This window comes from Mycobacterium heidelbergense (assembly GCF_010730745.1).
Taxonomy (GTDB): Bacteria; Actinomycetota; Actinomycetes; order Mycobacteriales; family Mycobacteriaceae; genus Mycobacterium; species Mycobacterium heidelbergense.
The window spans coordinates 645,141-670,172 of sequence record NZ_AP022615.1; the positions used below are offsets into that span (position 1 = coordinate 645,141).

Below are 25,032 nucleotides of genomic sequence, written 5' to 3' on the forward strand. Positions count from 1 at the left end.
TCCTTCGCATCAGTGCGCCCGTCGCAGCAGCAATGCGCCCCCGGGGGTGCCGCCGCCGGTGGTGACGACCGCAACCCGGGCGTCGGCGACCTGGCGCTCGGCCGCCTCGCCGCGCAATTGCGCGATGGCCTCGGCCACGAAGCCGAAGCCGTGGGTCCGTCCCGCCGACAGCTGACCGCCATGGGTATTCAGCGGTAACTTCCCGTCCAGCGCGATCGTCCTTCCGCCGTCGAGGAAATCCGCGGCCTCTCCGAGACCGCAGAAGCCGAGCGCCTCCAGCCACGACACGGCGTTGAAGGTGAATCCGTCGTAAAGCTCGGCGACGTCGACATCGTCGGGCCGCAGGCTGGTTCTGGTCCACAGATGCGCGGCGGGTCCAAAGACCTGCGGCTCGTGCGTGAGAGTGTCCTGGTCCCAAGAGATTCGGTCGAGCACCTGGGTGCCGACCGCTTCGACCAGCACCGCGGGTTTCGGTCGGTCCGCTGCCGTGTCGATCGACGACACGATCACGGCGATCGCCCCGTCGCACGGCACGTCGCAGTCGTAGAGGCCGAACGGCGAGCTGATCATCCGCGCCGACAAATAATCGTCCAGGGTGAGAGGGTCGCGGTAGATCGCGGCCGGATTTCGCGACGCGTTCGCGCGCGCGGTCAGGGCGATGGGTGCCAACGTCGAGGCGCGGTCGCCGCCGTAGCGCCAAAAGTAGTGTGAGGCGTTGACCCCGATCCAGTTGGCGGCCGACATGGCGCCGAACGGTGCCCGCCATTCGAACATGCCCGACGCCCGGCCCGCCCCGGCCGCGGACTTCGCGCGCCTGGCGAGGGTCGTGTGCGTCGATTCCCACACGGTCCGAAAACACAACACATGCCGGCACAGCCCGGCCGCGACGGCGAGCATGGCGGACACGACACTGCCGCTGGGCCCGGGCACTTCAGCCCCGCCGCAGATCCAGGTGGGTCGAATGCGCAGCGCCTCCTCGACGGCGGTGACCCCGCCCTCCGACATCCCGCCGGCGAGTCCTCCCGGATAGGTGGCCAGGCCGTCGATGTCGGCCAGGCTCAGCCCCGCGTCCGCGACGGCGCGCAGGCACGCCGTCATTGTCAGTGACAGCGGATCTACCATCAGGCGACGCCCGATCGTCGAGCTGCCGACCCCGGTGAGCGCCACCTTGTCTTCGAATTTGTGGGGCGACGACATGGGCCGCACGTGGGAAGTTAGGTCACCCGGGCCTGGGACCGGTCCGGGCCCGGATGCCTCGGAATCCGGTTCGAACAGTGGGATCCAGATGTCGTCGTGCGGCTCGAACACCACCTTGACCCGCAGGCCGATGGCGACGTCGTCGGGTTCGCAGCCAACGATGTTCGTGGTGAGCCGGGCCGAGGGGTCTTCGGCGATGGCGACCACGGCGACGACGTAGGGCGGCGGGAAGCCCGGCAGCCACTGCTGGTGGTTCACGGTGAAACCGGCGACCGTGGCGCGTCCGGATACGGGCGTCATCGCCACCTCGATGCTGCGGCACTGCGGACAGATCGGGCTCGGTGGGTGGTGGAATCGGCTGCACGATTGGCATTGGGCGACCCTGAGCCGGCCGTCGGCTCCGCTGGTCCAGAACGACTCGGTGCTGATGCTCGCGTGGGGCAAGGGACGCGCAACCGGCTCGGCGTGCCCGCGCACTGTCATCGCACCTCCGGGTCGCAACCGACGAATAAACAACACGAACCGTAGCAGATTACGAATATTAGATCCGCCGTTATGGTAGAGGGAGACTCTACTTATGTGTACTGTGATGACCTCGTAACACGACAATCCGTCATCGCAGCAGACAGGGGTTCGCGTGAGGGTCAAGGACAGCGCCGCCGTGGTCGTTGGAGGCGCCTCGGGCATGGGACGGGCGACCGCCGAGCGGCTGGCCGAGCGTGGCGCAAAGGTCGCCGTGCTGGACCTACCGAGGTCGGACGGAGCCGCCGTGGTCAGGGAACTGGGCGCCGGTGCGTCGTTTCACCCATGCGACGCGACCGATTGCGACGGCGCGGAGGCCGCGTTAGCGGAGGCCGTCGAAAACCTGGGTGCCCTGCACATCGCCGTCAACACGGCCGGGGGCGGGGTATCGGCGCGAACGCTGTCCAAGAGCGGACCACACCCTTTGGACGCCTTTCGGTCGGTGATCGAGCTCAACCTGATCGCCACCTTCAACCTGAACCGGTTACAGGCTTGGCACATGAGCCGAAATGAGCCCGTCGACGACGAACGCGGCGTCATCGTCAACACGTCCTCGATTGCCGCGTTCGAAGGGCAGATCGGCCAGGTCGCCTACAGCGCCGCCAAGGCCGCGATCGCCGGCATGAGTTTGACGATGGCACGTGATCTCGGCAGCCTCGGCATCCGGGTCACCGCCGTCGCGCCTAGCCTGTTCGCGACCGGGATCACATCGCGGATTCCGGAGAAAATGGCTGGTGAGCTGACCCGCGACGCGGCCTTCCCGCGTCGGATGGGAAAGCCCGACGAGTACGCCTCCTTGGCGCTGTCCATTGTCGAGAACCAGATGCTCAACGGGTCGACCATCCGACTCGACGCCGGCCAACGGTTCGCGCCGAAGTAGCCGGTGACCATCGTGGACCTTGGATTCGCCGACGCGACCGCGGTGATTGCCGGGGGCACCCGCGGCATCGGACTTGCGACCGCATTGTGCCTGGCCGAACAGGGCGCCCGGGTCGGCGTCATCGGCAGGAACGAAGCCCGGCTGACGGAGACCGCAGCGAAATTGGCAGCCGCCGGCAGTCCGGAGGTGCTGCCGTTGAACGCGGATCTGGGCTCGGCGTCGGACGTCGAGGCCATCTTCGCGACGGTTGGTGTGCGGTGGGGCGCACTCAACGTGCTGGTCAATGCCGCCGGTCCAACGGGGGCCGGTTGCTTCGAGGACCTTGGCGACGCGCAGTGGACAGCGGCGTTCGACGATGGGGTGTTGTGCGCAGTGCGCTGCGTGCGTGCGGCGTTGCCGCTGCTGCGAGCCGCGGAGTGGGCCCGGGTGGTGAACGTGACGGCGATGTCGGTGCAGCACCAGTCGGCGGGGTTGGTGAGCTACACCGCGGCAAAGAGCGCGCTACTGAGCGTGACGAAGAACCTCGCCCGCAGTCTGGCGAGCGACGCCATCTTGGTCAACGCCGTCGCCCCGGGGCCGATCCTCACCGATTGGGCGCGACCGGTGCTCGCCTCCGCCGGGATTGCGACGGATGACCCAGTGGGTGCCTTCGCATTGCTGGGGCGCGGCCACGGCATGTCGGTGGACCTGGGTCGGCTCGGGCTGCCTCACGAGGTTGCCGCGGTCATCGCGTTCTGCGCCTCACCCGACAACACGTACATGACCGGAGCCCACATCAACGTCGACGGTGGCAGCGACTTCCTCTGAGGGCGTTGCCTTCTCAGTGTGTCACCGCCGTGGACGGCTGCGCGGCAACCCCAGCCGGTTCTCCACGATGAGGCTGCGCAGCACCTCGCTGGATCCACCGTAGATTGTTGTCGCGACGGCACTCCGATAGTGCGCGTCCAGGCTGCCATCCACCGCGCTCTGCGGATCGGTCCAGTCGATCATGCCCGCGGCCCCCGCGATGTCGATCGCCGCGGCTGACGCGCGCACGTAACTTTCCGGCCCGAAGAGCGCCGACACCGGGCCCGGCTTGTCCCCTTCCGCGTCAAGGAAGGCCACTCGCAAATCCAGCAGGTCGGCCACCTCGGCTTCCATTGCCATCCGGGCCAGGCGTTCGCGGACCAGGACATCGGTGATCAGCTCGGTGCCGTCGGGTCCGCAGTGCGTGCGCGCGAACTCTAGCGCATCGTCAGCGACCCACCCGGTGCGTGAACCGGGGGCAACATTCTGTTCGGCCTCGAGCGCCGCCCGCATCACGGCGAAGCCTTGGTGTGCCTCGCCGACTCGGTTCGCATCGGCCACCCGCACGTCGTTGTAGAACACGATATTGGTGCGCTCGTGACCCATGGTGCGCACCGCCTGGATCTCGATGCCGGGCGTGTCCAGCGGTACCAGCAGCATCGTCAGGCCCCGCGGCCCCGCCGACCCGGACTGCGAGCGGGTGAGCAGGAAGCAGTAGTCCGCGAGATGCGCGAACGTCGTGAAGATCTTCTGCCCGTTGACGATCCACTCCTCGCCGTCGCGCTGAGACCGGGTCGCGCAGGCGAACACATCCGAGCCCCCTGCCGGCTCGGTGTAGCCCAGACAGATCAGGATTTCACCGGCGGCGACGCCTGGCAGGATTCTGGCCTTGAGTTCAGCGGAGCCGGTGGCGCGGATGGCGTTCGCCGGCAGCATGGTCGTTCCCGGGCCCGCGGTCGGCACGCCTCCCTTGCGCAATGCGTTCCACAGCGCGGCCGCCTCGAACGGATCCAGTCCGGCGCCACCCTCGACGACCGGCCACCCCGACGCGATCCAGCCGCGCTCCCCCAGCTTCCGGGTCAGCGCTCGATCAACGCCGTCGCCGGTCCGGCGCTCATGCTCGATCACCTCGCGAGTGACGTGTTCGGCGGTGAAGTGCTCTGCCTCGCGGCGGATCCGGGCCCAGTTCTCGGGTTCGCTGAAGTCCATCGAGTCACCGACCTCCGGTCGTCACGGGCCCGAACCGTCGGTCGGCGACAGTGAGCAGCTCGCGTCGCGGGTCGGCGAACGCCGCCGCCCACGCTTTGGCTCTGCGGTAATACAACTGGATGTCGTATTCCTCCATGAACCCGTATCCGCCCTGGACATGCAGGCTGTGCGTCGCCGCGTGATAGGCCGCTTCGGAGGCGAACACGAACGCCATCGCCGCCAGCGCGCCGGCATCGTCCTGCGCGGAATCCATTGCCCAACAGGCCTTGCGGACCAGCAGCTGGGAACCATCCAGGGCGGTGATCGCGTCGGCGAACGGATGCGCGACCGCTTGGTACATTCCGATCGGCTGGCCGAAGGCCTCGCGAACGATCGCGTACCGGGAACCGATCCCTACCGCCTCGGAGGCCAACCCGACGAGCGCGGCCGCGCGCAGCACCCGTACCTCGTCGACCGCGGTGTCGAAGATCGCGCGCGCTTCACTGCCTTCGGCGAGCACGGTGGTCGGGCCCGGCGCGTGCCACCGGGCCAGCGAAAGCCCGCCGAGGTTGCGGTGCGCCGTCTTGGGCAGGCCAGCCGGGCGGTTCACGTATACGAGGGAGTCTCCGTCGAGGGCCAGCACCGCGTCAGCGATTGCGCCGTCGACCAGCAACTGCTGTGCCGCCGGGCCGGGCCGCGTGGCCAGTGACACGATGACCGATCCGCTCAGAACTGGCACCAGCAGTTCTTTTTCGCGAAGGCGACCCAGCAGTCGGGCTGCGGCCGCGGTCTCGGCGACCGGGATCGGGGCGAGACGTCGGCCGGCTTCCTCAGCCACCAGCGCGACTTCGAGGAGACCGCCGTCCCCACCCCCGCAGTCCGAGGGCACGCCAATACCCAGCGCACCGATGTCGGCATAGTGCTGCCAGAGCAGCTCGTCGAAGCCTATGGACGGGCCCTGCTCCGCTCGGCGCACCCGTTCTGGCGTGGCCTGTTTCCCGAACAAGGCGGCGAACGCGTCGCGGACCGCGCGTTGCTCCCTGGTCAGCGATAGATCCACCTAGTTCCTCCTCACAGCCGCCACAGAAGGCACGTTACCCGTAAACGGATTGATGCACGACGAAAAAGTAAACCTATATCCTCTTTTCTAGCACTCGATGCTAGAGTCAGCCGCATATATGATTGTCGCACTGTGGAGTAGCGGCCGTTCTGCGATGCAGCTATGGCCGGCAGGAGGAGGAGTTCAATGACATCGCGGTTGGGATTTCCGGTCTTCGATGGTGATAACCACATGTACGAGACACGCGATGCCCTCACCAAGTTCTTGCCGCCCGAGTACCACGGCGCCATCCGCTACGTGGAAGTCGATGGACGCACCAAGATCGCCACTTTGGGACAGATCAGCGAGTACATTCCCAACCCGACGTTCGACAAGGTCGCCGCTCCGGGGGCCCAGGAGGACTACTTCCACAACGGCAACCCCGAAGGCAAATCCCATCGCGAAATCCTTGGTAAAGCGATCGAGGCAACTCCCGCGATGCGTGAACCGGCGCCCCGCCTGGCGCTCCTCGACGAGCAAGGCATCGACAAGTCGATGATGTACCCGACGCTGGCAAGCCTGGTGGAAGAGCGCTTCCGCGAGCACCCCGAGGCGACTCACACGATCATCCACGCGCTGAACCAGTGGTTACACGAGACGTGGCAATTCGACTACAAGGGCCGCATCTTCACGACCCCGATCATCACCTTGCCCATAGTGGACAACGCCATCGAGGAGCTGAACTGGGTGGTCGAGCGCGGCGCCCGAGCAATTCTCATCCGCCCGGCTCCGGTGCCCGGGCTGCACGGCCCGCGGTCATTCGCGCTGCCCGAATTCGACCCGTTCTGGAAGCGGGTCGTCGAGACCGGGGTGCTGGTCATCATGCACGCCTCCGACAGCGGGTACTCGCGCTACGCCAACGACTGGGAGGGTTCCGGCGAGTTCCGGCCGTTCCAGCCGTCGCCGTTCCGCTCCTATTACAGCCTGGCGCGCAACCCGGCAGAGGATGCGGTTGCGGCGCTGGCCTGCCACGGACTCCTGACGCGGTTTCCCGAGCTGCGGATCGGCATGGTGGAGAACGGAACGACCTGGCTGCCGCGGCTGCTGGAGAACCTCAAGGACACCCGCAAGAAGATGCCGCAGCTCTACAGCGAGGATCCGGTGGAGGCCATCCAACGGTGCATCTACTTCAATCCCTTCTGGGAGGAGAACGTGGCCGAGCTCGCGAAGCTGGTGCCCATCGATCACCTGTTCTTCGGCTCGGACTACCCGCATCCCGAGGGTCTGGCCGATCCGCTCAGCTACCCCGAGCGGCACCCAGAGCTGAGCGACGACGAGATCGCGATGGTGATGGGCGGCACGCTGTCGAGCATGATGCGGATCGACGCCTGACATGTCGACTGATCATGGGGCGGTATCGGCCACCAAACCGCGCGAGGACGGCTCCCCGATGGAGTTCAATCCGTACTCCGACAGCTTCTTCGACGACCCGTACGAGACCTACCGCTGGATGCGCGACGAGGCGCCCGTGTATTACAGCGAGCGGTGGGATTTCTATGCCCTGAGCAGGTATGAGGACGTCGTGGCCGCCCATCGGGATTGGGAGACGTTCAGCAGCTCCTATGGGGTCACCCTGGATGCGTTGTCAATGCGCCGGAAGTTCGACGAACTCAATATGTTGATCCTCCTGGATCCTCCCGAACACGAGCGGCTGCGCAAGCTGGTGCGCCAGGTGTTCACCAAGGCGGCGATCGCCAACCTCGAGCCACTGGTGACCGACGTCGTGACCTCTTACGTCCAGGCCTTGGCGGGCAAAGAGGACTTCGACGTGGTGGCCGACTTCGCGGCGCTGTTCCCGGTGGAAATCATCTCCTCGATGCTCGGTGTCCCTCCGGGCGAGCGCCAGCAGATCCGGCTGTGGACCGATGCGTTCCTGCACCGCGAGAAGAACAATCCCTTCGCCACCGAGAGCGGAGTGGCTGCCTCGATGGCGATGGGCGAGTACTTCCTGGACCTGGCCCGCGAGAAGCGCCGCCGGCCCGACGACCTGATCATCAGCCGCCTGGTGACCGCGAGCTACGAGGACGAGACCGGTGTGACGCACCGGCTCACCGACGAGGACATCGCCACGTTCGCGGTGCTGATCGCGGCGGCGGGCAGTGAAACGGTGACCAAGCTGGTGGGCAACGGCGTCATGGCCTTCCACCACAATCCCGATCAATGGGAGCTGGTGCTCGCCGATCCCGGACTGATCCCCGGCGCGATCGAGGAGATGCTGCGGCTCAACCCGCCCTCGCAATATCAGGGCCGGTTCGCCACCCGCGACGTGGTACTCGACAGCGGCACCATCCCGGCGGGAAACCCGACGCTGCTGGTCACCGGCGCGGCGACCCGCGACCCGCGCGCCTACGACCGGCCCGACGCTTTCGACATCAGGCGGGGCGGCGCCACCACCCTGGCCTTCGGGTACGGCGCCCACAGCTGCCTGGGTTCCTGGCTGGCGCGACTCGAGACCCGGGTCGCCCTGCACGCGATCCGCGAGCACTGGCCGCGTTTCGCCGTCAACCCCGACGGTTTGCAGCGGGTGACGATGTCCAACGTGGCCGGCTATTCGCACATTCCGGTGCACGTCGGCTGATGGCCGCGGCGCCGACCGCGTCGGACAAATCGGCACCCGCCGACCTGCCGGGCAGTGTCCCCGAACTGCTGTCGCGGCGGCGCGCGCAGCCCGACGGCGAGTTCCTGGTCACCGACGACGAGCGGCTGAGTTTCGCCGAGGCCGACGCGCAGTCCAGGACACTCGCCGATGCGCTGTTGGCCTCGGGCGTGGGCAAGGGAACCCGTGTCGGCATCCTGTTCCCCAACTGCGCCCAGTGGCTCATCGCGTGGTTGGCCGCGGCACGCATCGGCGCGCTCACGGTCCCATTGTCGACCTTCGCACCGGGCGCCGAACTCGCCCGGCTGCTGCGCCACACCGACACCCAGGTGCTCCTGATGGGCCGCTCGATCGCCGGCCGCGACCTCGTCGCCCGAGTCGCCGACGCCCTGCCCGGCCTGGCCGACGGCGACCCCGCGATCGCCCTCCAGGCCGTCCCCTACCTGCGGCGGGTGCACGTGTGGCCCGACTGCGACCGGGAGTGGACGACGCCCTGGCCCACCAGCTTTGGTCCCGTCGCGCCGCTGACCGGCTCGGCTGAGCAAGAGGTCCGCCCCGCCGACGAGCTCGTGCTGGTCACGACGTCCGGGACCACGGCACTCCCGAAATCCGTCGCGCACACCCACGGCAGCCTGGTGCGCCATGCAGCCATCCTGGCCCGCCACCGCGGCGTCACCGCCACCGACCGCATCTACTCCCCGATGCCGTTCTTTTGGGTGGGCGGACTGACCATGGTGGTGTTGCAGGCGCTCTCCACCGGAGCAGCGATCCTGGCCCAAGATGTCTTCGACGCCGGTGCCACGCTGGCGCTGTTGGAACGCGAGCGGGCCACGTTCATCTCGTGCTGGGCGCAGGCCAGTCAAGCCATGGCCGACCATCCCGACTTCGCCAAGCGCGACCTGTCCAGCGTCAGGGGCGGCACCATGCTGGAGGCGCTGCCGCCCGAACGTCGGCCCAGCGAACCCGAGTTGACCCCCAACCTGCTCGGCATGACCGAGACCGGCGGCCCGCACACCATGGTCGAGGTGCCCGACACCCCGCTACCGCCAGAACGCCGCGGCTCGTTCGGGATCCCACTGCCCGGGGTCGTGCAGCACCGGATCGTGGACGCCGCAGGCCTCGAGGTTGCGCCGGGGCAAGAGGGCGAGATCCAAGTGCGCGGCCCGATCGTGATGAGCGGCATCTACAAGCAGGAACGCCACGAGGTGTTCACCACCGACGGTTGGTATGACACCGGGGACCGTGGCTGGTTCGACGACGCCGGGCATCTGCACTTCACGGGCCGCGCCAGCGCCCTGATCAAAACCGCTGGGTCGAATGTCTCACCGGCCGAGGTCGAATCGGTACTGGACGCCATGCCCGGCGTGCTGCACAGCTTCGTCGTCGCCCTGCCCCATCCGGTGCGCGGCGAGATCGTCGCCGCCGCCGTCGTACCCGCACACGGGGCCCAGCTGTCCACCGAGGCCGTCGCCGCCCACGCCCGCGCCAATCTCTCCGGGTTCAAGGTGCCGACCATCGTCACGGTTCTCGCCGAGAACGAACTGCCGATGCTGCCCACCGGCAAGCTCGACCGCCAGGAGCTGGTCCGGGTGTTGGCGGCGGACCGGCTTCGGCGCGACTAGGACTTGACGAGGAAGGGAAAGCCATGGATTTCACGGCCTTCCGACTGACTGATGACGAGCGAACGCAACTGCTCGCGGTGCAGACCGAGTGCGCCGTCGGGTGGCTCAACAGCGACGGCTGGCCGGTATCGACGTTCCTCACCTACGTGTTTGAGCGCGATGCCTTCTGGGTGACGTCCTTCCGCGACCGTCCCCGGGTCGCCTGCCTGGTCGCGGACCCCCGAAGCACGGTCGCAGTGTCCAGCGCAGGTAAACCACTCGGCCATGGCCGGATGATCAGTGCCCGGACGTTGGCGGTCGTGCACGACGACGTGTCCACAGCCGAATGGTTCTACCCGCGGTTCTGCCAAATGGCGGGCCTGGACGCCGCGGCGTTGGCCCGGCAGGACCGCGTCGTCATCGAGCTTCGTCCGCGAGCGTGGAACAGCTTCGACGCCAAGCGAATGCTCCACCCTCTCAGTTATTAAATCTTTCGATTCTCGGACCTGATCATCCACGCGAGCTTCTCCAGTGAGTGGATGATCTCGTGGAGCAGATCGCTCGTGCTGGGCTCTTCGGCGTCGACGGCGTCGTGCACGTCACGGATGGTGTCGACCGTTGCGTACGTCCGCGCGGTCACCAGATCGACGACGTCACCGGTGTTTACCTGGTCGGCCGGGAATTGCGGCAGGCTTGTCGTCGCTGCGACCGTGTCGGACCGGCCGTCGGGAACGGCGTCGAGGGCACGCATCCGCTCGGCGATGGTGTCGCTGGCGTCGCGCGCGGCGTCAACGAGCTCGTCGAGCTGCAGGTGCAGATCGCGGAAGTTTGAGCCGATGACGTTCCAGTGTGCTTGCTTGCCTTGCAGGTGCAGTTCGATGAGGTCGACTAGCACGCGCTGCAGATTGGCGGCCAGCCGTGGGGACGCCGTGAAGTTCACGATGTCGTCGGCAAAACGACGATTGCCTCGCCGATCGGTCATGGGGGCTGCGGTCATGGGTCACCTATTCTTCCCGATAATTTGCTTGCGCTCGCAAGTTTATGCTTGCTGGCGCCAACAAACAAGGGCTAATGCCGGAGGCCGATCGGTGACGTCGCTTACAGTCAACGAAGCGCGAGCGATGCCAAGAAGGCCCGCAACGACCCATGGTGAGCGCTGGTGGCCTGCTCACGACCCGGCTACAGAAGTCGAAGCCTGCTCGGCGGCACATGCTTTCGAGTGCCGTGGCGAGGGATGCGCAGATCGAAGCATGGCATGCCTGCTGACCATCGATTGCTTGTACGCGCAAGCAAGTATAGGCTGGCGTAGGCAAGTCAGACGGTCACCGCGACGAGGCGTCCGTTTTCATCTCGAGGAAAGAGGACGACATGACGACTCAGCACCGCCGAGTGATCACCAAAATAGCGGTCAGCGCCGCGATTGCTCTCGGCTCCATTGTTGGGGCGGCAGCACCGGCCAACGCCGACTCGAACGCGGTCGGCGGCGCCGGCCCGAACCCGTTTGGCGGCCTCAGCTGTAGCTGCCAGAAGACCACCCCACCCGCTGGCAGCCCGGCGGCAGGGATAGAGGCGGGGATCCGGGAGGGTCTCGCTGCGCGGGTGCCGGGACTACCGCCACCGCCCCAGCCCGGGCAACCACGTCGAAATTGAAGTCTCCAACGCGGCGTCGCTGCCGTTCAGCCCGTGATGTATCGCCCAACCGGGGTGTCTGGTGATGGTTGATCGGGAACCGCGTGAGGGTCTCCACTAGCGGCGGCCGCGATGCTTGCGAATGCATTGCCGATGGCTTTGAGGTCGACGCCGTCGAGGTGATCGAATAGGTGGCGACGCAGACTGACGACGTGGGTTGGGACGGCTTGCTCCAATCGGGTGAGCCCTTCATCGGTGAGCACAGCGTTGTAAGCGCGGGCGTCCTGCGATGACTGCTCACGGCGGACCAACGCCTGGGCCTCCAACCGCCCGATGGTGCGGCTGATCGCGCTCAACGACTGCTGGCAGCGCCGAGCCAGTTCGCTGAGCCCCAGCGTGCGGTCGGAAGCCTCGGACAAAAACATCAACGCGACGAATTCCGCGTGCGACATACGATGCTCGCGCTGCAAGTCAGCATCGAGCTGCCGCATCATGGTCACAAAACCCGGGTGCAGTGCTCGAATCACCTTGACTTCACCCGCGGTAAGCGGAGTTACCCCTTCTTGCTTCGTCCTTCGTGCTCTCTTGCCGCCCGGCTTCCCAGCTGCCACGAGGCTTACATTACGGAATATCTGTTCGCGCGAGCAAGTAAAGCAAGCTGGCTCCAGCCCGGCCGCGCCGACTGCCACGCGGGTATCAGCCGGCGGCTAACCCCGGCAGCAGGATGGCGACCAATCCGTCGGCGTGAGCCCGAATCCAGGTGGCGCTACTGGGATCCCGCCCGGTGAGAAGGCGGACTTCAGGGGCATTCACGTAGGGCAGCGATGCCGCGCCAATGAGCACGTAGTACAGGATCTCGCTGTCGATGGGTGCAGCAACGCCGGCTTTGCGAAGCACTCGCCAGGCCGGTCGGATACCGTCGAAGAACGGCTTTACATGCGTTTCGATCATCCACTTCAACCGGTCGGTCTCTGCGGTGCCCTCATGAACCATGATCTGGTTGAGCTCGGGGTGCTCGGCGGCAAATGCTACGAATCGACGTATCCCGTCGGCAAAGGCGGTAGCCAGTGCCGACACTTCAACGCCGGTGGGCGTCGCAGGGATGGCGCCGTCGAATGCCTCGCGCAACAGCGCGAACAGGTGATCCACCGCGGCGGTCCACAGGGCCGTTTTCGACTCGAAGTGATAGTTGATCTGCGGCTGATGCGCCTGCACGCGGGATGCGATCGTCCGCGTCGACGCGCCGTCGAAGCCCTTGGCCCCGAACTCGACTAGCGCCGACTCCAGCAGCGCCTGGCGGATGTCGGTCCTCGCCCGGCGCAGGCGCACCGTGGTCGGCGTTGGGGCCTTGCGTTCCATCGCTGAAAGTGTACCGTTATTATCAGTCGATAATAACGGTGAAAGGCCCGATCCATGAGCACTGCCCGCGAGACCCACGACGGAGTCGCCGCACCGGCGCGTCTGTTGCCGCTGTCGAAGGCCCCGTTTCAAGCGCCGACGGATCGCGACATGCTGCCCTCGGAGCGGCGGGAATTCGTCCGGACCCACCGCACCTGCGTATTCGGCTACGGCCGCCGAGCGGACGGCCCGGCGATGTCGATCGTCTATTACGTCCCAGATGGCAACAACGACCTGCTGGTGGCGACCATGGCCGGTCGCGCCAAGGCGAAAGCCGTGGCCCGCAACGGCAAAGTCAGTCTCTGTGTACTAGACGAGACCTGGCCGTTCGCCTACCTGCAGGTCTATTGCGATGCGGTGATCGACGACGACGAGGAAACCCTGATCGACGTGATGATGGCAGTGGCCGAACGCATGTCGGGTGAGCCAGTATCCGCCGAGCTACGCCCCGCGGTCAAAGCTGTCGCAGAGCAGGAAGGCCGGGTGCTGGTGCGCTGCCGACCGTACGCGACGTTCGTGACGCCGCCACGACACTTGCACAGCAACGAACAGCAGGAACTGGCCCACTGGGTCTCGGGGTCGCTGCCCTGGGACGCTCCCGACACGCACGCCGAGTGATGACCGACGTCACCGAGAAATGGCGCTCTGATCGTGTCACAGCGGCCATTTACGACGCCGGCGTCAAGCACGACAGTGTCGCAAGGCTCGGCGCCTGGGCGATGTGGGGCGCCGACCTGCGGCGGATGTTCACCGACATCGCGCGACTCGCCGATGCCCCGGTCGGCGCCTCGGTACTCGACATCCCGTGCGGGGGTGGCCTGGCCTTCCGCGGTCTGCGAACCGGTCAAGCCGTGCATTACGTCGCGGCCGACATATCGCCGTACATGCTCCAGCGCGCGCGCCGGGAGGCGGACCGACGGGCGGTACACGACGCGATCGAGTTCGTCCAAGCCGATGTGACCGCACTTCAATTCGCCGACGCCAGCTTTGATCTGTGCCTGACCTACAACGGGCTGCACTGTCTGCCGGATCCGCGCGCGGCGCTGGCCGAACTTGTTCGAGTGCTGCGGCCGGGCGGGACCCTGCGGGGAACGTCATGCGTTATCGGTCGGGGTCCGCGCCAGGATGCCCTGATCGCGATGCTGCGTCGCGCCGGTGTGTTCGGAAACACTGCGCGCACAGGCGAAATCGAGGAATGGCTAAAGGAATTCGGCCTGGATGTCGTCACACTTGAACGCAGCGGAGCGGTCGAGTTCTTCGAGGCGCGGTTGCCATTTCGCAACGAGGCGCATTGACGGGCGGCCGTGTTGTCGGCGGCCCACACACCGTCGAGGCCACCGTGGCAACCGATGACGCGGCAATCGACCTCGGCGGGCAGCGCACCGTCGTCAAGTACGCGTCAAAGGAGAGGATGGTGCGTTGTGAACCCTGAATTGAGCGTCGGCGAGTGGATCTTGGATAGCGCGGCGACGTCAATCGGTTTTCGGGCTAAGGCGGTCTTTGGCATAAAGGTGAACGGCCGGTTCGACCGCTACGAATCGGTGATCACCGTGGGGCCCGCGGTGGCCGCATCCGCGATCTCGGCCGTGATATGGACCAACAGCGTGGACACCGGCATGAAGCTTCGCGACGAGCACCTCAGGGCCGATAACGTGTTTGCGACCGCACGGTTTCCTACCATGAACTTCCGCAGCACCGCCATCGTCGAAACGCCCACCGGGCTCAACGTCACCGGCACCCTCCGCATCCGAGACATCGGCCAGTCGGTCACCTTTCACGCGACGCGGTCGACTACAGCGGGACCGCCCCGCTACAAGGCCACGGTGGTCCTGTCGCCCATGGACTACGGGATCAGCCGACGGGGCACCACAAAGCCCGTCAAGGTCATCCTCGACGTCACCCTCAAGCGGGCCTGACAGACCGCTGGGCCTTGCCGGCAAACCATTTCACTTTCCGCGGCCCGCGGCCTTCATCCGTTCCAGGTCGGCCATCACGACGGTCTGCCCGTTGGTCGCGGCCAGCGCCCGGGTGTGGCCGAGATGATGCATGTCGAAACATGACGCGATCGCCGTCGAGAAGCCCATGGTGTCCAGGGTGTGGTTGACCGCGCGCTTGGCCATGCGCAGCGCCCAGGGGTCGGTCTGGGCGATGCGATGAGCGAGCGTCATGGTGGCCGACCGTAAATCCTCAAGCGGCACAACGTGATTGACCATCCCGCAGCGCAGCGCCTCTTCGGCGGTCACCGAACCGGCAGTGAACAGCATCTCCTTGGCCTTGCGGGGCCCGAGTTCCCAAGTGTGCGCGTGGTATTCGACGCCCATGATGCCCATCAGGCCGACCGGGTCGGAGAATTGCGCGTTGTCCGCGGCGACGATGAGGTCGCATGGCCAGCACAGCATCAGCCCGGCCGCGATGCACTTGCCCTGAACCGCGGCGATGGACGGCTTGGGGATGTCGCGCCAGCGCTTCGCGTACTCCAGGTAGCCGCGGGTCTCCCAGTCGTAGTAGGTGTCCGCGAGGAGCTTGCCGTCGGTGCGCCGCGGGCTCAGGCTGCGCCCGTCAGCCGACGGATCGGTGCCCGACATGTCGTGCCCGGCGGAGAAGTGCTTGCCGGAGGTCTGTAAAACGATGACCCGCACCTCGGGGTCCTCGTCGGCGTGCCGCCAGGCCTCATCGAGATCCTTCAAGATGCCCGGTGTCTGGGCGTTGGCGGCGTCGGCGCGGTCCAGGGTGATGACCGCGACCCGATCCTCGACGTCGTAGCGGACGAAGTGTTGCGCTGTCATGGCTGCATTCCTTTCGGTGGGGTCCGTATGACACTTTCCTGCGCGAAGGACGCGACATGTGTTCCGGACTGGGTGTAGACGTTGCCGGTGCCGAAGCCGCGGCCACCGACCAATCGCACGCCGTGGATTTGCACCAGCAGCCACTCCGCGACGTCGAACTCTTGGTGAAACCACACCGAATGGGTCACCACGCCGGTTTGGACGCTGACGTGGGCGTCGCGCTGGCTTACCCCAGGCACCGCTTTGAGCAGGGTGCCTATCAGGGGCCAGTCCGAGATGTAGGCGATGACGGGTTGGGCAAGCGCGGTATCGGTGAAGTCCGGGCAGCGCATCCAGAACCCGAGCTCCGCGGACACCGCATCCTCGACGTCCAGTCCGTCGCCGATCAGGCGGGCTTCGCCCGGGATCACAGCGAAGTCAATTGGCTTGCCCGCCATCGGATCACCGGCCTCGGCGGTGCTGTACTGGTAGTCGTAGCTGTCGTCGGCGCGGTCGAGAAGGATCGACGCGGTCGCGACCACGCGGCGGTCGGTCTGCTGGCCCTGCCACGCCACGGCACGTCGATGTCCCAGCGAGCGCCCGTCGTGGGTTTGCTCCAGGTCCAGGTACAACGGCTCGGCGGCGCGTCCGGCGCGAGGGAACGCGATTTGCAGTGACTTCACCGTTTTGGCCGATCCCGGCGGCGCGGCGGCAACGATGAGCTGCGCCATGATTTGCCCGCCGAAGATCCGCTCGACGCTCGGGTCCGGAACCGGCAGCACCGTGCGGCCCTCGGCGTCGCCACCCAGGGTGAGCATGGCGCGAAATTGATCGAGATTCATCGTTGCCTTCCCGCGGCGGCGACGGTATCGATGGTTGCGGCCAGCTCGAACTTCTTGACCTTGCCCGACGGTGTCATCGGTAGAGCGTCCACGAAATGCCATGCGACGGGGGTCTTTTGGCGTGCCAGACCGGTGGCGCGCAGGTGCCCCGACAGCTCTTCGGCGGACGCCTCACCCGGCCGATCCAACACAACGAACGCCACCGGAACCTCACCGAACCTCGCGTCGGGTCCGGGCACCACGGCGGCGTGGCGCACCGCGGGGTGTTTGACGAGCAGGTCTTCGATGTCGCGGGCGGAGAACTTCTCGCCGCCCCGGTTGATCACATCCTTGACACGCCCGGTGATGGTGACGAAGCGCGCGCCGTCGACGAGACCGACGTCTCCGGTTGAGAACCATCCTGCGTCGTCGATTGCGGCCCGGTTGGCCTCAGGGTCAAGGTAGCCGAGCATCTGCTCGGGTCCGCGCACCAGCAGTTCGCCGGCGCAGCCCGCGGGCAGTGGCTCGCCGTCCGACCCGACGACGCGGACCTGCACTCCCGGGGCGATCGCGCCGTCGGTCTCCGCCCGCAGGTCGAACGGATAGGCGCGGTTCATTACCGTCGCGGTTGGAAGCTCGGTCATGCCGTACACCCGCGCTGCCGGAATTCCTTGTTCTTCGCTGCGTTCCATCACTGCGCGTGGGACCGCCGCCCCGCCGCAGGCGAACATGCGCAGCGGCAGGTGAACGTGGGCGGCGCGGGCAGCGTCGGTCAATTCCTGCAGGAACACCGTCGCCCCGGCCGAATAGGTCACGCGGTGACGCATGATGTCGGTCACCGCGACATCAGCTTCCCACCGTTCGGCCAGCACCGCGGAGGCGCCGACCAGCAGGGGGATGGTCATCGCGTTGAGCACGCCGGTGATGTGTTGCAAAGGGGCGGCCATGTATGCGACGTCCTCCCAGGACAGGCCCCACGCATCGGCGAGCTGCCGGGTTTCGGCGAGCAACGTGCGCGACGAGTGCACCGCGGCTTTGGCACCCGACGTAGTCCCCGAAGTGAAGAGGATCAGGCACGGATCATCGGCCTCGACGACGGCGGATTCTTGGCGGCGACCGTGCGCGATGACCGCATCGAACGGTGCCCAGCCCCGCGGGGTTCCCCGCAGCACGATACGGGCGACGTCACCGAGACCGGCTTCGGCGAGGACGTCGTCGAACGCTTCGGCGTGGGCGAAGCCGCGAAACGACTCGGCGGTCACCACAGCGGCCGGCCGTACCTGCTCGATGACTTGGCGCAGCTCGTGTTCCCGGTAGAACGGGGCGATCGGGCAGCTCACCGCGCCGGCATGCCAAATCGCCAGACCCAGCACGTGGGCCTCCCACCAGTTCGGCGTCTGCCAGCAGACCACGTCACCCGGGCCGATACCGGCTCCGCCCAGCCACGCGGCAGCACGTTCGACCACCTCGAGCAGCTCCTGGTAGGTCAGCTGGTGGCCGCCCTGGATGACGGCCGGCTGTGAGCCCCACTGACAGGCGGCGCGGACGACCGAAGCCGACATCGTCTGGTCGCTGACGTAGCCGAAGCGGCGGTATTCCGCGAGGCGATCCGGGGCCACCGGCGGCGCCACGATATCGGCCGCGGTGAGTCGGGTTCGGTTTATCCTCATCCACCCATGCTCATTCCGCCGTCGACGGTCAGGACCGCTCCGGTGACGTAGGACGCGAGGTCGTCGAGCAGAAACGCGACGGCGTGCGCCAGCTCCTCGGGCCGACCCCACCGCCCAACCGGGATCATCGACGTCACCGCGTCTCGGTCCGTGTACACCAATTCGGCGGACAGATCGGTGTCGAAGCTGCCGGGGATCACGCAGTTCACGGTGATGCCCTTGCGGGCGACGGCGCGAGCACAGGATCTGGTCAGGCCGACGATGCCGCCCTTGGCGGCGCCATAAGCGACCTGCACGGGGCTGCCCAGCAGCGCCGTGACCGAGCCGATGTTGACCACTCGGCCGAAACGCTGCTGGGTCATGTGCGCCAAGGCCGCCTGGCTGAGGAAAAATGCCGCAGACAGATTCACTGCGAGCTGGCGGTGCCAGTCCTCGGGGCTGACCTCGGCGAGCCGTTGCTCGTTGACCATCCCCGCGTTGTTGACCAGATAATCCAGCCGCCCGTGCTGCTCGAGGACCTCGGCGACCAGCCGCTGGCAGGAAGCCGGTTCCCCGACATCGGCCTGGTGCGGGGTCACGGTCGCCCCGCACCGCGCGGCGTCGTCGCGCACCGCGTTCGCCGCCGCGTCGTCGCGGGCATATGCCGCGGCGACCACGACGCCGGATCCGCTCAGCCGGTCGGTGATAGCACGACCGATCCCCCGGGTTCCGCCCGTGACCAGTGCGACACGGCCCATCACGGGGTGCTCGCGTTCTTCGCCGCCACCCGTGCGCTCAGACGTTCCAGCAGCGCGCGGTGCTCCTCGGTGTCAAAACACTCGATTTCCGCGCGGGCGCACTGTGGCAGTAACGCGGCGACCCGATCGATGTGAAAGTTCAGCAGCTGGCGCGCCTGCCGGGCGGCCTGCGGCGGGAGCGCGCCGAGGCGCTTAGCCAGCTGCAGTGCCTCCTCCAGCACGTCGGATGCCGGTACCGCTCGGTTGGCCAGCCCCAGGCGATGGGCTTCGACGCCTCTGACCCGGTCTCCCAGGAGTAGATGTTCCTTGGCGGCGGACAGGCTGGTCAGCAACGGCCAGAGCAGCAACCCGCCGGCGCCGTCGAGCAGCCCGAGCGACACCCGGGGATCGCTGAGGAAGGTGTCTTCGGCCATCACGACCAGGTCGCACAGCAGCGCCACCGTGACGCCGGCACCGACCGCGGGGCCATTGACCGCGGCCACGGTCGGAAAAGGCAGTTGCGTCATTGCCCAGAACAGTTCCTGGTGGGCGGCCAAGACTTTCTCGCGCAGCTGGCGGTCGGCACGCATCGCGCGGATGGTCTCGAAGTCCCCGCCGGCGCTGAAGGCGCCGCCCTGACCGGTGAGCACCATTGCGCGGACATCGGGGTCGTCATGCAGCGCCAGGACCGCCGCGAGTAGGGCATCGGTGATCTCGGCATCCATGGCGTTGGCCTTCTCGGGCCGGGCCAAAGTCACGCACGCCACCGGCCCGTGCCGGTCGACGACGACGGCCGGGTGCGCGTGGGACGGGTCGCTCACAGGTCCACCAGCCGCGGTATCTTCCCCGCCGAGATGAGGTGGGCGCCGATCACTGCGGGCAGTTGGCTGGCCGAACCCAGCACCGAATCCAGCACCATCGCGCGCGCCAAGAATCGGTGGAAGGGATGCTCGGCGGTGAAGCCGATGCCGGCCAGCACCTGCTGGCAGTGGGTGGCGGCGATGCGGGCCGCGCGCCCCGCCAACGATTTCGCCAGCAGACCCGCCAGAACGGGGTCGTCCGCGGCCCAGGCCGAGGCGAGGGCCGCGGCGGCACCCTCGCGGGCGACGTGCGCGTCGGCCAGGCGAGTTCGAACGGCCTGAAACGAGCCAATGGGCCGGCCGAATTGCACTCGGCTGCGGGCATGTTCGACGGCAAGGTCGATCATCTGCCCGACTGCACCGATGATCTGATATCCCAGTGCCAGCCGGCCCCCCGTCGCCACCGCTTCCCAGGCGGCGACGGCCGGCTTCCCCGCTACGAGCATGTCGGCCGTCACGTCGACGCCGGTGACTTCGGTGATCGCCAACGCCGGATCAAGGCCGTCGACCCGCCGCGTCGAGATCCCCGAGGACTCCTGCAGGTCGATCCAGGCCAGCTCACCGCGGATCGCGACCGGCGCCAGATACCTCAGGGCCGGACGCGCCCCGATCACCAGGCCGTGCACCGCCAGCGGCTCGCCGTCAGTCGCGCCAACCAGGTCGGCGCCGATGCCGGGCAGCACGACGTTGCAGTCCGTCGTCGCCGCCGGCAGGTACGCGGCCAGCGGTTGCAGCAGGACGTCCTGCAGAGACGTCGACATCGAGCCGGCGCGACCGAGCGCGGTGAACAGCGCCGACACCGCATCCCGGGGCGCCTCGGCGAGCAGCTCGGCGAATCCGAACGCATCGAGTGCCTGCGCGAGCTCGGTCCCGTCCAGCTCCTCGGCCAGTCCGCGGACCGTCGCCGCCATCAGGGCACGCTCCGCGGCGTCGATAGTGCGGGCCTCAGTCACGCGCTCTCGGCAATCCGAGCAGCCGCGACGCCACGATGTCCTTCTGGATCTCACTGGTGCCTCCGTAGATGGTGGCCGCTCGCGAGTACGCCCACTCGCGCCGCCATGCCCGGCTGCGCGCGGTGTCACTGGTTTCCATGTCGCCGCGCAGCAGATCGCGCGCCGCATCGAACACGGCCTGGTCGGCGGCAGCGATCATGATCTTGTCCACCGAGGCTTCGGGCCCGGGCAGATCACCCGCAGCGATGCGCTCCTGGGTGCTCTTCGATGTGGCGCGAAAGGCCCACAACAGTTGATAGGCCTCACCGAGCGCCGACATGGACGCTCCGTCGCCTGCGGTGCCCAGGAGGAGGCCGAGATGGTGAGCGAGCCAGGCGCCGCGCTGCCAGAAGATCGGGCCGCGTTCACAGGCCAAGATGAACTGCGCGACGCGCCAGCCGGCGTCGAGCTCACCGAGCAGACGCCGCGCGGGGACCTCGACGTCGACAAACGACGTCGAGCAGAATTCGTCGACGCCGGCCATGGTTTCCAATGGGCTCGCGGTCACCCCCGGTGTGTCCATGTCCACCAGAAAGGCGCTGATACCCCGTGAACCGGGACCGGCGGTACGGGCCAACACAACGCACCGGGTGGCGTGGTGAGCCCAGCTGGTCCACAATTTCTCTCCATTGATAACCCAACCGTCGTGGATGGGGCGCGCGGTCGTCCGCATCGATCCCAGATCGCTGCCCGCGTCGGGCTCGGAGAACCCCTGACACCAGAATTCGTCGCCACGCAACAGCCGCGGGAAGATGTCCTCGACCAGGTCGGGCCGGCCGAATTCGGCCACCGCCGGTCCGAGCACCTCGTGCATCGACCAGGACGTGGTGTGCACCAGCGCTCGACTGGTGAGCTCCTCGCCGAGGACGGCGCGCAGGATGGGCGAGCCCCCCAGACCACCGACACGAGCCGGCCATCCCCAGCGCATCCAACCGGCGTCGAACAGCAACTGCTGCACGCGACGTTGGTGATCTAACTGCGCCTCGACACTCTGGTCCTCGACCGCCGGGACCAGCGACGCTCCGAACTCGTCGATCCAGGCCCGTACCCCCGCGCGAAATTCGCGCACCTCCACGACAGCCGCCCGTTCTTAAGATTCGATGAACCCAGAGGCGACGTAGGCCTGACGGATCGGCGGCTTCAGATCGTCGGGGAACGCAGTCTGCGGGGGTCGGGCGGGGTGGTCGCCGACGGGCAGTCCGAGCAACGAGGCGCCGAATTTGAATCCGGCTCCCCAGTGGGTGAACATTCCGGGCCGGGCGGGATGCGACTGATAGCGGCGGCTTGCCTCACGCATGGCGGTCAAGCCGGTCTCGGCGGCGAAGCTGTCGGCGCGCTCGAAATCGCCTTGCACCAGCAGTTCTCGCCATTCTCTGAACAGCAATGCGCCCGGCTTCTCGTAAAGGTAGAGCGCAGAACCGAGCGCCCCAGGATGGGGTATCCCCAACCGGATCCCGGCCTCGTCGGCCGCTTCCCAGATGACCATTTCCGGGGCCAGCTGATGGATCGCCAGACTGTGCTGCGCGTCGAGCAGCCCGTTCTTGAGCCCACACAGTGCCGGAACTTCGTGGTAGAGCTCGACGCATTCCTCGGGGGTTAGTACCAGCCCTGTCGAGTGGGAGTTGAAGAAGCCCAGCGGCATGTCGGTGCGGTCGGCGACGTAGCGGATGTACTCCAGCACGCCGGGCTTGCCGGAGCACTCGAAGTAGGGCGTCAGAATGTAGCAGATGTCGGCGCCCAACTCTTGGGCGTTCAGCGTGAGCTCGACGGCCTGCTTAGCCGTGTCGGTGCTCGACATCACCTGCAGCAGCGCGCCGGGTTTGATCCGTCGGGCCTCCTCGATGGCAACCCGGGCTACTTCTTTGAGTTCGTCGGTGGTCAGCGACCAGAATTCGGCGATTCCGCCGGTCAGCCAGATGCCGTCCTGATCCAGGTCGATCAGGCAGTGCCGCACCAACGCGCGAAGCGCCTCGTAGTCGATTTCGTCGCCGTCGAGACCGCGGAACGGGGTGTAGAGCGAGCTGCAGTTGCCCCACAGGTGTTCTGACGCCCAGTCCTTCGCTTCTTTGCCGGTGACACCGGTGACCACAAGCGACTCCTTCAGCACTGTTACCGGACACGAGCTTCTCGGGACCAGGTGATGACTATCACGTACGCGTCATGGTAGAACGATATGTGCATTGATTGCAAGGAACGAGTGCACTGCGCACGCACGACGATGGCGGATGTCGATATGGCCGCGCCTGGCAAAACACGAGGAGCTTGATGTCGCAGAGCATGGGGGGCCGGGTCGCCGTGGTCGCCGGCGCATCGATGGGCGTCGGCCGGGCCACCGCAATTCGGCTCGCGCAGGATGGCGCGACGGTTGTGCTGCTCGCCCGCCGCAAACTGCTCCTCGACGAGGTCGTGGAGATCATCGGGCCCAGCGCCGTCCCGATCGTCACCGATGTCACCAGCAGCCACGATGTGCACGCCGCGTTCGATCAGATCGCAGCGCAGTTCGGCCGCATCGACGTCCTGATCAACTCCGCAGGGGCTAGCCGGATTCGGCTGATCGAGGAAGCCAGCGACGAAGACATCGCCGTCACGATCAACACCAACCTGGTGGCTCCCATCTACACCACGCGCTCGGCGATTCCGCTGCTGCGCGCGGCCGGCGGCGGCGACATCATGAACATCTCCTCGGAGATCACCCTCGACGACATGCCGATGATGACCCTCTACGCCGCCACCAAGCGCGGCCTCAACGGGTTCACCGGAGCCATGAGCAAGGAGCTGCGACGAGACGGCATCCGGGTGACCCTGGTCATCCTCGGCGCGGTCGGAGATACCGGAATTCACGAGAACTTCGGCCCGGGCGACCTCGAAAAGGCCTGGCCCCTTTGGGAAGCCGACGGCTACCTGACCCGAATGAGTGGCACCCACCTCCTCACCTCGACGACCGTCGCCAACGTGCTGCACGACGTCATCACCCGGCCGCGCGAAGTGATGATGGACGTGATCCACGTCCGTCCAGCAAGCAGCTGACCCGGCGCCGACGCGAATGAGCTTCTCCCAGGCCAACATTGAAATTGCAGAGGAGGAATAGTGATCCGACCGATGGACGGCGTCCGGGTACTGGAGGTGGCACAGTTCACCTTCGTCCCGTCCGCGGGTGCGGTCTTGGCCGACTGGGGCGCCGACGTCATCAAGGTCGAACACGCCGAAAAGGGCGACGCCCAGCGTGGCCTGAGCGCCCTGATGGGCATGCCGGTCGGCAGCGGATCCTTCGCACCGTTGATGGAACACCCCAATCGGGGCAAGCGCAGCCTCGGCCTGGCGCTCGAGCAGCCCGGGGCGATGGAGGTCCTACACGAACTGATCCGCACCAGCGACGTGTTCCTGACCAACTTCCTGCCCGCGGCGCGCCGGCGGCTGGGCATCGAGCTCGACGACGTCCGCTGCGTCAACCCCGACATCATCTACGTGCGCGGATCGGCTTTCGGCGCCAACGGGCCCGACAGCGAAAAAGGCGGGTATGACAGCACCGCCTTCTGGGCTCGAGCCGGCAGCGCGGTGGGCACCACCCCGGTGGACTACGACGGCCTGTGCAAGATGCCGGCCGGCGCCTACGGTGATTCGCTGGGTGGCATGACCATCGCCGGGGGTATCGCCGCCGCTCTGTTCGCCCGGCAGCGCACCGGTGAGACTTCTGTCGTCGACGTATCCCTGCTAGGGGTCGGCGCCTGGGCCAACGCGCTCCCGGTGGGTTTCGCATTGTTAGAGGGCGGCCCGCCGGCGCCCCGCGCCCCCGGCAACTCGGCGCCGACGAACCCACTGGTCGGCAATTACCGGACCGCCGACGACCGTTGGCTCGTCCTGGCCATGCTCCAACCCGGCCGGTACTGGCCCGAGTTCTGCCGGCACATCGACCGCGAGGACCTCATCACCGACGAGCGCTTCGCCACCGCCGAGGCGCTGATGGGCAACGCGGCGGTAGCGGCCGAGGTCGTGCAGGGTGTGCTCGCCACGCGGCCCCTCGCCGAATGGGTTTCCCGGTTCGCCGGCATGGAAGGCCAGTGGGCCATCGCGCAGGATGCGTGGGAAGTGGGCCATGACCCGGATTTACGGGCCAACGGCCTGATCTCCGAAGTGCTCGACAGCGAGGGCACTGCGCGCGAACTGGTCGCCAACCCGGTCCAGTTCGACGAGAAGCCGGTACAGCTCACGCGGGCACCACAATTCGCCGAGCACACCGACGACATTCTGCGGGCTCTCGGCAAGTCCGACGACGAGCTGATCGACCTCAAGATCAGTGGCGCGGTGACCTGAG

The 25,032-nt window shown here is 67.0% G+C and carries 26 protein-coding genes; 12 read left to right on the forward strand and 14 right to left on the reverse strand.

The window, feature by feature from the left end:
* Positions 1-9: 9 nt before the first annotated feature.
* Complete coding sequence (locus tag G6N25_RS03030) at positions 10-1,680, reverse strand: thiolase C-terminal domain-containing protein (RefSeq protein WP_062906572.1); 1,671 nt, start codon at positions 1,678-1,680, stop codon at positions 10-12.
* Between the two features lie 154 nt (positions 1,681-1,834).
* On the opposite strand from G6N25_RS03030, the gene G6N25_RS03035 reads away from it, so the two are divergent.
* Together G6N25_RS03035 and G6N25_RS03040 are read left to right on the forward strand one after the other, a co-directional pair.
* Positions 1,835-2,599 carry an SDR family NAD(P)-dependent oxidoreductase gene (locus G6N25_RS03035; RefSeq protein WP_062906573.1) on the forward strand — a complete coding sequence of 255 codons (765 nt, stop codon included), beginning with the start codon at positions 1,835-1,837 and terminating at the stop codon, positions 2,597-2,599.
* Positions 2,600-2,611: 12 nt separating this feature from the next.
* A complete protein-coding gene (locus G6N25_RS03040) occupies positions 2,612-3,406 on the forward strand; it encodes an SDR family NAD(P)-dependent oxidoreductase (RefSeq protein WP_062906584.1) in 795 nt (264 codons plus the stop codon).
* 21 nt (positions 3,407-3,427) lie between these two features.
* On the opposite strand, the gene G6N25_RS03045 is transcribed toward G6N25_RS03040, so the two are convergent.
* Both G6N25_RS03045 and G6N25_RS03050 read right to left on the reverse strand, forming a co-directional pair.
* Complete coding sequence (locus G6N25_RS03045; protein WP_062906574.1) at positions 3,428-4,594, reverse strand: acyl-CoA dehydrogenase family protein; 1,167 nt, start codon at positions 4,592-4,594, stop codon at positions 3,428-3,430.
* A 4-nt stretch (positions 4,595-4,598) separates the two neighbouring features.
* The gene (locus G6N25_RS03050) at positions 4,599-5,633 is read right to left on the reverse strand and encodes an acyl-CoA dehydrogenase family protein (RefSeq protein ID WP_062906575.1); all 1,035 of its coding nucleotides are present in this window, start codon (positions 5,631-5,633) and stop codon (positions 4,599-4,601) included.
* 231 nt (positions 5,634-5,864) lie between these two features.
* Between G6N25_RS03050 and G6N25_RS03055 the strand changes: the two genes are divergently transcribed.
* The 4 genes from G6N25_RS03055 to G6N25_RS03070 are packed head-to-tail and all read left to right on the forward strand — an operon-like array spanning position 5,865 to position 10,357.
* Complete coding sequence (locus tag G6N25_RS03055) at positions 5,865-7,004, forward strand: amidohydrolase family protein (RefSeq protein WP_372506912.1); 1,140 nt, start codon at positions 5,865-5,867, stop codon at positions 7,002-7,004.
* A 1-nt stretch (position 7,005) separates the two neighbouring features.
* The gene (locus tag G6N25_RS03060) at positions 7,006-8,250 is read left to right on the forward strand and encodes a cytochrome P450 (RefSeq protein ID WP_062906577.1); all 1,245 of its coding nucleotides are present in this window, start codon (positions 7,006-7,008) and stop codon (positions 8,248-8,250) included.
* Complete coding sequence (locus G6N25_RS03065; RefSeq protein ID WP_062906578.1) at positions 8,250-9,890, forward strand: class I adenylate-forming enzyme family protein; 1,641 nt, start codon at positions 8,250-8,252, stop codon at positions 9,888-9,890. Before G6N25_RS03060 ends, G6N25_RS03065 begins: the two co-directional genes overlap by 1 nt.
* A gap of 23 nt (positions 9,891-9,913) precedes the next feature.
* Positions 9,914-10,357, forward strand: a complete 444-nt coding sequence (locus tag G6N25_RS03070) for a pyridoxamine 5'-phosphate oxidase family protein (protein ID WP_062906579.1) — start codon at positions 9,914-9,916, stop codon at positions 10,355-10,357.
* Here the strand turns inward: G6N25_RS03070 and G6N25_RS03075 are convergent.
* The 3 genes from G6N25_RS03075 to G6N25_RS03085 form a co-directional block, all read right to left on the reverse strand.
* The gene (locus G6N25_RS03075) at positions 10,354-10,851 is read right to left on the reverse strand and encodes a Dps family protein (protein WP_062906580.1); all 498 of its coding nucleotides are present in this window, start codon (positions 10,849-10,851) and stop codon (positions 10,354-10,356) included. The genes G6N25_RS03070 and G6N25_RS03075 overlap by 4 nt on opposite strands.
* A gap of 694 nt (positions 10,852-11,545) precedes the next feature.
* Positions 11,546-12,109, reverse strand: coding sequence for a MarR family winged helix-turn-helix transcriptional regulator (locus G6N25_RS03080; protein ID WP_062906581.1), 564 nt, complete (start codon positions 12,107-12,109; stop codon positions 11,546-11,548).
* A gap of 85 nt (positions 12,110-12,194) precedes the next feature.
* Positions 12,195-12,857: a TetR/AcrR family transcriptional regulator gene (locus G6N25_RS03085; protein ID WP_071509972.1), complete on the reverse strand. Its 663-nt coding sequence runs from the start codon at positions 12,855-12,857 to the stop codon at positions 12,195-12,197.
* A gap of 54 nt (positions 12,858-12,911) precedes the next feature.
* On the opposite strand from G6N25_RS03085, the gene G6N25_RS03090 reads away from it, so the two are divergent.
* From G6N25_RS03090 to G6N25_RS03105, 4 genes are read left to right on the forward strand one after another with little or no spacing between them, the layout of a single operon-like run.
* Entirely contained in the window at positions 12,912-13,514 is a 603-nt protein-coding gene (locus tag G6N25_RS03090) for a pyridoxamine 5'-phosphate oxidase family protein (protein WP_081235445.1), read from the forward strand.
* The gene (locus G6N25_RS03095; protein ID WP_062906622.1) at positions 13,514-14,191 is read left to right on the forward strand and encodes a class I SAM-dependent methyltransferase; all 678 of its coding nucleotides are present in this window, start codon (positions 13,514-13,516) and stop codon (positions 14,189-14,191) included. Before G6N25_RS03090 ends, G6N25_RS03095 begins: the two co-directional genes overlap by 1 nt.
* The gene (locus G6N25_RS03100) at positions 14,188-14,328 is read left to right on the forward strand and encodes a hypothetical protein (protein ID WP_158084894.1); all 141 of its coding nucleotides are present in this window, start codon (positions 14,188-14,190) and stop codon (positions 14,326-14,328) included. The genes G6N25_RS03095 and G6N25_RS03100 overlap by 4 nt, the downstream gene beginning before the upstream one ends.
* A complete protein-coding gene (locus G6N25_RS03105; protein ID WP_158084893.1) occupies positions 14,318-14,812 on the forward strand; it encodes a YceI family protein in 495 nt (164 codons plus the stop codon). The genes G6N25_RS03100 and G6N25_RS03105 overlap by 11 nt, the downstream gene beginning before the upstream one ends.
* A 30-nt stretch (positions 14,813-14,842) precedes the next feature.
* On the opposite strand, the gene G6N25_RS03110 is transcribed toward G6N25_RS03105, so the two are convergent.
* The 8 genes from G6N25_RS03110 to G6N25_RS03145 are packed head-to-tail and all read right to left on the reverse strand — an operon-like array spanning position 14,843 to position 22,809.
* Entirely contained in the window at positions 14,843-15,682 is an 840-nt protein-coding gene (locus G6N25_RS03110) for an enoyl-CoA hydratase (RefSeq protein ID WP_062906390.1), read from the reverse strand.
* Positions 15,679-16,503, reverse strand: a complete 825-nt coding sequence (locus G6N25_RS03115) for an acyl-CoA thioesterase (RefSeq protein ID WP_081235403.1) — start codon at positions 16,501-16,503, stop codon at positions 15,679-15,681. Before G6N25_RS03115 ends, G6N25_RS03110 begins: the two co-directional genes overlap by 4 nt.
* A complete protein-coding gene (locus G6N25_RS03120; RefSeq protein WP_071509270.1) occupies positions 16,500-18,152 on the reverse strand; it encodes an AMP-binding protein in 1,653 nt (550 codons plus the stop codon). The genes G6N25_RS03115 and G6N25_RS03120 overlap by 4 nt, the downstream gene beginning before the upstream one ends.
* A complete protein-coding gene (locus tag G6N25_RS03125) occupies positions 18,149-18,889 on the reverse strand; it encodes an SDR family NAD(P)-dependent oxidoreductase (protein ID WP_071509269.1) in 741 nt (246 codons plus the stop codon). The genes G6N25_RS03120 and G6N25_RS03125 overlap by 4 nt, the downstream gene beginning before the upstream one ends.
* On the reverse strand, positions 18,889-19,689 hold the full coding sequence (locus G6N25_RS03130; RefSeq protein ID WP_071509268.1) for an enoyl-CoA hydratase/isomerase family protein: 801 nt from the start codon (positions 19,687-19,689) through the stop codon (positions 18,889-18,891). Before G6N25_RS03130 ends, G6N25_RS03125 begins: the two co-directional genes overlap by 1 nt.
* The gene (locus G6N25_RS03135) at positions 19,686-20,681 is read right to left on the reverse strand and encodes an acyl-CoA dehydrogenase family protein (RefSeq protein ID WP_231111474.1); all 996 of its coding nucleotides are present in this window, start codon (positions 20,679-20,681) and stop codon (positions 19,686-19,688) included. Before G6N25_RS03135 ends, G6N25_RS03130 begins: the two co-directional genes overlap by 4 nt.
* Positions 20,674-21,795 carry an acyl-CoA dehydrogenase family protein gene (locus G6N25_RS03140; RefSeq protein ID WP_062906317.1) on the reverse strand — a complete coding sequence of 374 codons (1,122 nt, stop codon included), beginning with the start codon at positions 21,793-21,795 and terminating at the stop codon, positions 20,674-20,676. The genes G6N25_RS03135 and G6N25_RS03140 overlap by 8 nt, the downstream gene beginning before the upstream one ends.
* A 15-nt stretch (positions 21,796-21,810) precedes the next feature.
* Entirely contained in the window at positions 21,811-22,809 is a 999-nt protein-coding gene (locus tag G6N25_RS03145) for a dihydrodipicolinate synthase family protein (RefSeq protein ID WP_232065689.1), read from the reverse strand.
* Between the two features lie 176 nt (positions 22,810-22,985).
* On the opposite strand from G6N25_RS03145, the gene G6N25_RS03150 reads away from it, so the two are divergent.
* Complete coding sequence (locus G6N25_RS03150) at positions 22,986-23,747, forward strand: SDR family oxidoreductase (protein WP_062906319.1); 762 nt, start codon at positions 22,986-22,988, stop codon at positions 23,745-23,747.
* Between the two features lie 72 nt (positions 23,748-23,819).
* The gene (locus G6N25_RS03155; protein WP_081235395.1) at positions 23,820-25,031 is read left to right on the forward strand and encodes a CaiB/BaiF CoA transferase family protein; all 1,212 of its coding nucleotides are present in this window, start codon (positions 23,820-23,822) and stop codon (positions 25,029-25,031) included.
* Position 25,032: the final 1 nt, after the last annotated feature.

Bases quoted from the DNA above. Each gene is read 5' to 3' on its own strand.
- G6N25_RS03030 (WP_062906572.1), bottom strand. From the start codon at position 1,680: ATGACAGTGCGCGGGCACGCCGAGCCGGTTGCGCGTCCCTTGCCCCAC.
- G6N25_RS03045 (WP_062906574.1), bottom strand. From the start codon at position 4,594: ATGGACTTCAGCGAACCCGAGAACTGGGCCCGGATCCGCCGCGAGGCA.
- G6N25_RS03055 (WP_372506912.1), top strand. From the start codon at position 5,865: ATGTACGAGACACGCGATGCCCTCACCAAGTTCTTGCCGCCCGAGTAC.
- G6N25_RS03060 (WP_062906577.1), top strand. From the start codon at position 7,006: ATGTCGACTGATCATGGGGCGGTATCGGCCACCAAACCGCGCGAGGAC.
- G6N25_RS03065 (WP_062906578.1), top strand. From the start codon at position 8,250: ATGGCCGCGGCGCCGACCGCGTCGGACAAATCGGCACCCGCCGACCTG.
- G6N25_RS03070 (WP_062906579.1), top strand. From the start codon at position 9,914: ATGGATTTCACGGCCTTCCGACTGACTGATGACGAGCGAACGCAACTG.
- G6N25_RS03075 (WP_062906580.1), bottom strand. From the start codon at position 10,851: ATGACCGATCGGCGAGGCAATCGTCGTTTTGCCGACGACATCGTGAAC.
- G6N25_RS03085 (WP_071509972.1), bottom strand. From the start codon at position 12,857: ATGGAACGCAAGGCCCCAACGCCGACCACGGTGCGCCTGCGCCGGGCG.
- G6N25_RS03090 (WP_081235445.1), top strand. From the start codon at position 12,912: ATGAGCACTGCCCGCGAGACCCACGACGGAGTCGCCGCACCGGCGCGT.
- G6N25_RS03095 (WP_062906622.1), top strand. From the start codon at position 13,514: ATGACCGACGTCACCGAGAAATGGCGCTCTGATCGTGTCACAGCGGCC.
- G6N25_RS03110 (WP_062906390.1), bottom strand. From the start codon at position 15,682: ATGACAGCGCAACACTTCGTCCGCTACGACGTCGAGGATCGGGTCGCG.
- G6N25_RS03115 (WP_081235403.1), bottom strand. From the start codon at position 16,503: ATGAATCTCGATCAATTTCGCGCCATGCTCACCCTGGGTGGCGACGCC.
- G6N25_RS03120 (WP_071509270.1), bottom strand. From the start codon at position 18,152: ATGAGGATAAACCGAACCCGACTCACCGCGGCCGATATCGTGGCGCCG.
- G6N25_RS03125 (WP_071509269.1), bottom strand. From the start codon at position 18,889: ATGGGCCGTGTCGCACTGGTCACGGGCGGAACCCGGGGGATCGGTCGT.
- G6N25_RS03150 (WP_062906319.1), top strand. From the start codon at position 22,986: ATGTCGCAGAGCATGGGGGGCCGGGTCGCCGTGGTCGCCGGCGCATCG.
- G6N25_RS03155 (WP_081235395.1), top strand. From the start codon at position 23,820: ATGGACGGCGTCCGGGTACTGGAGGTGGCACAGTTCACCTTCGTCCCG.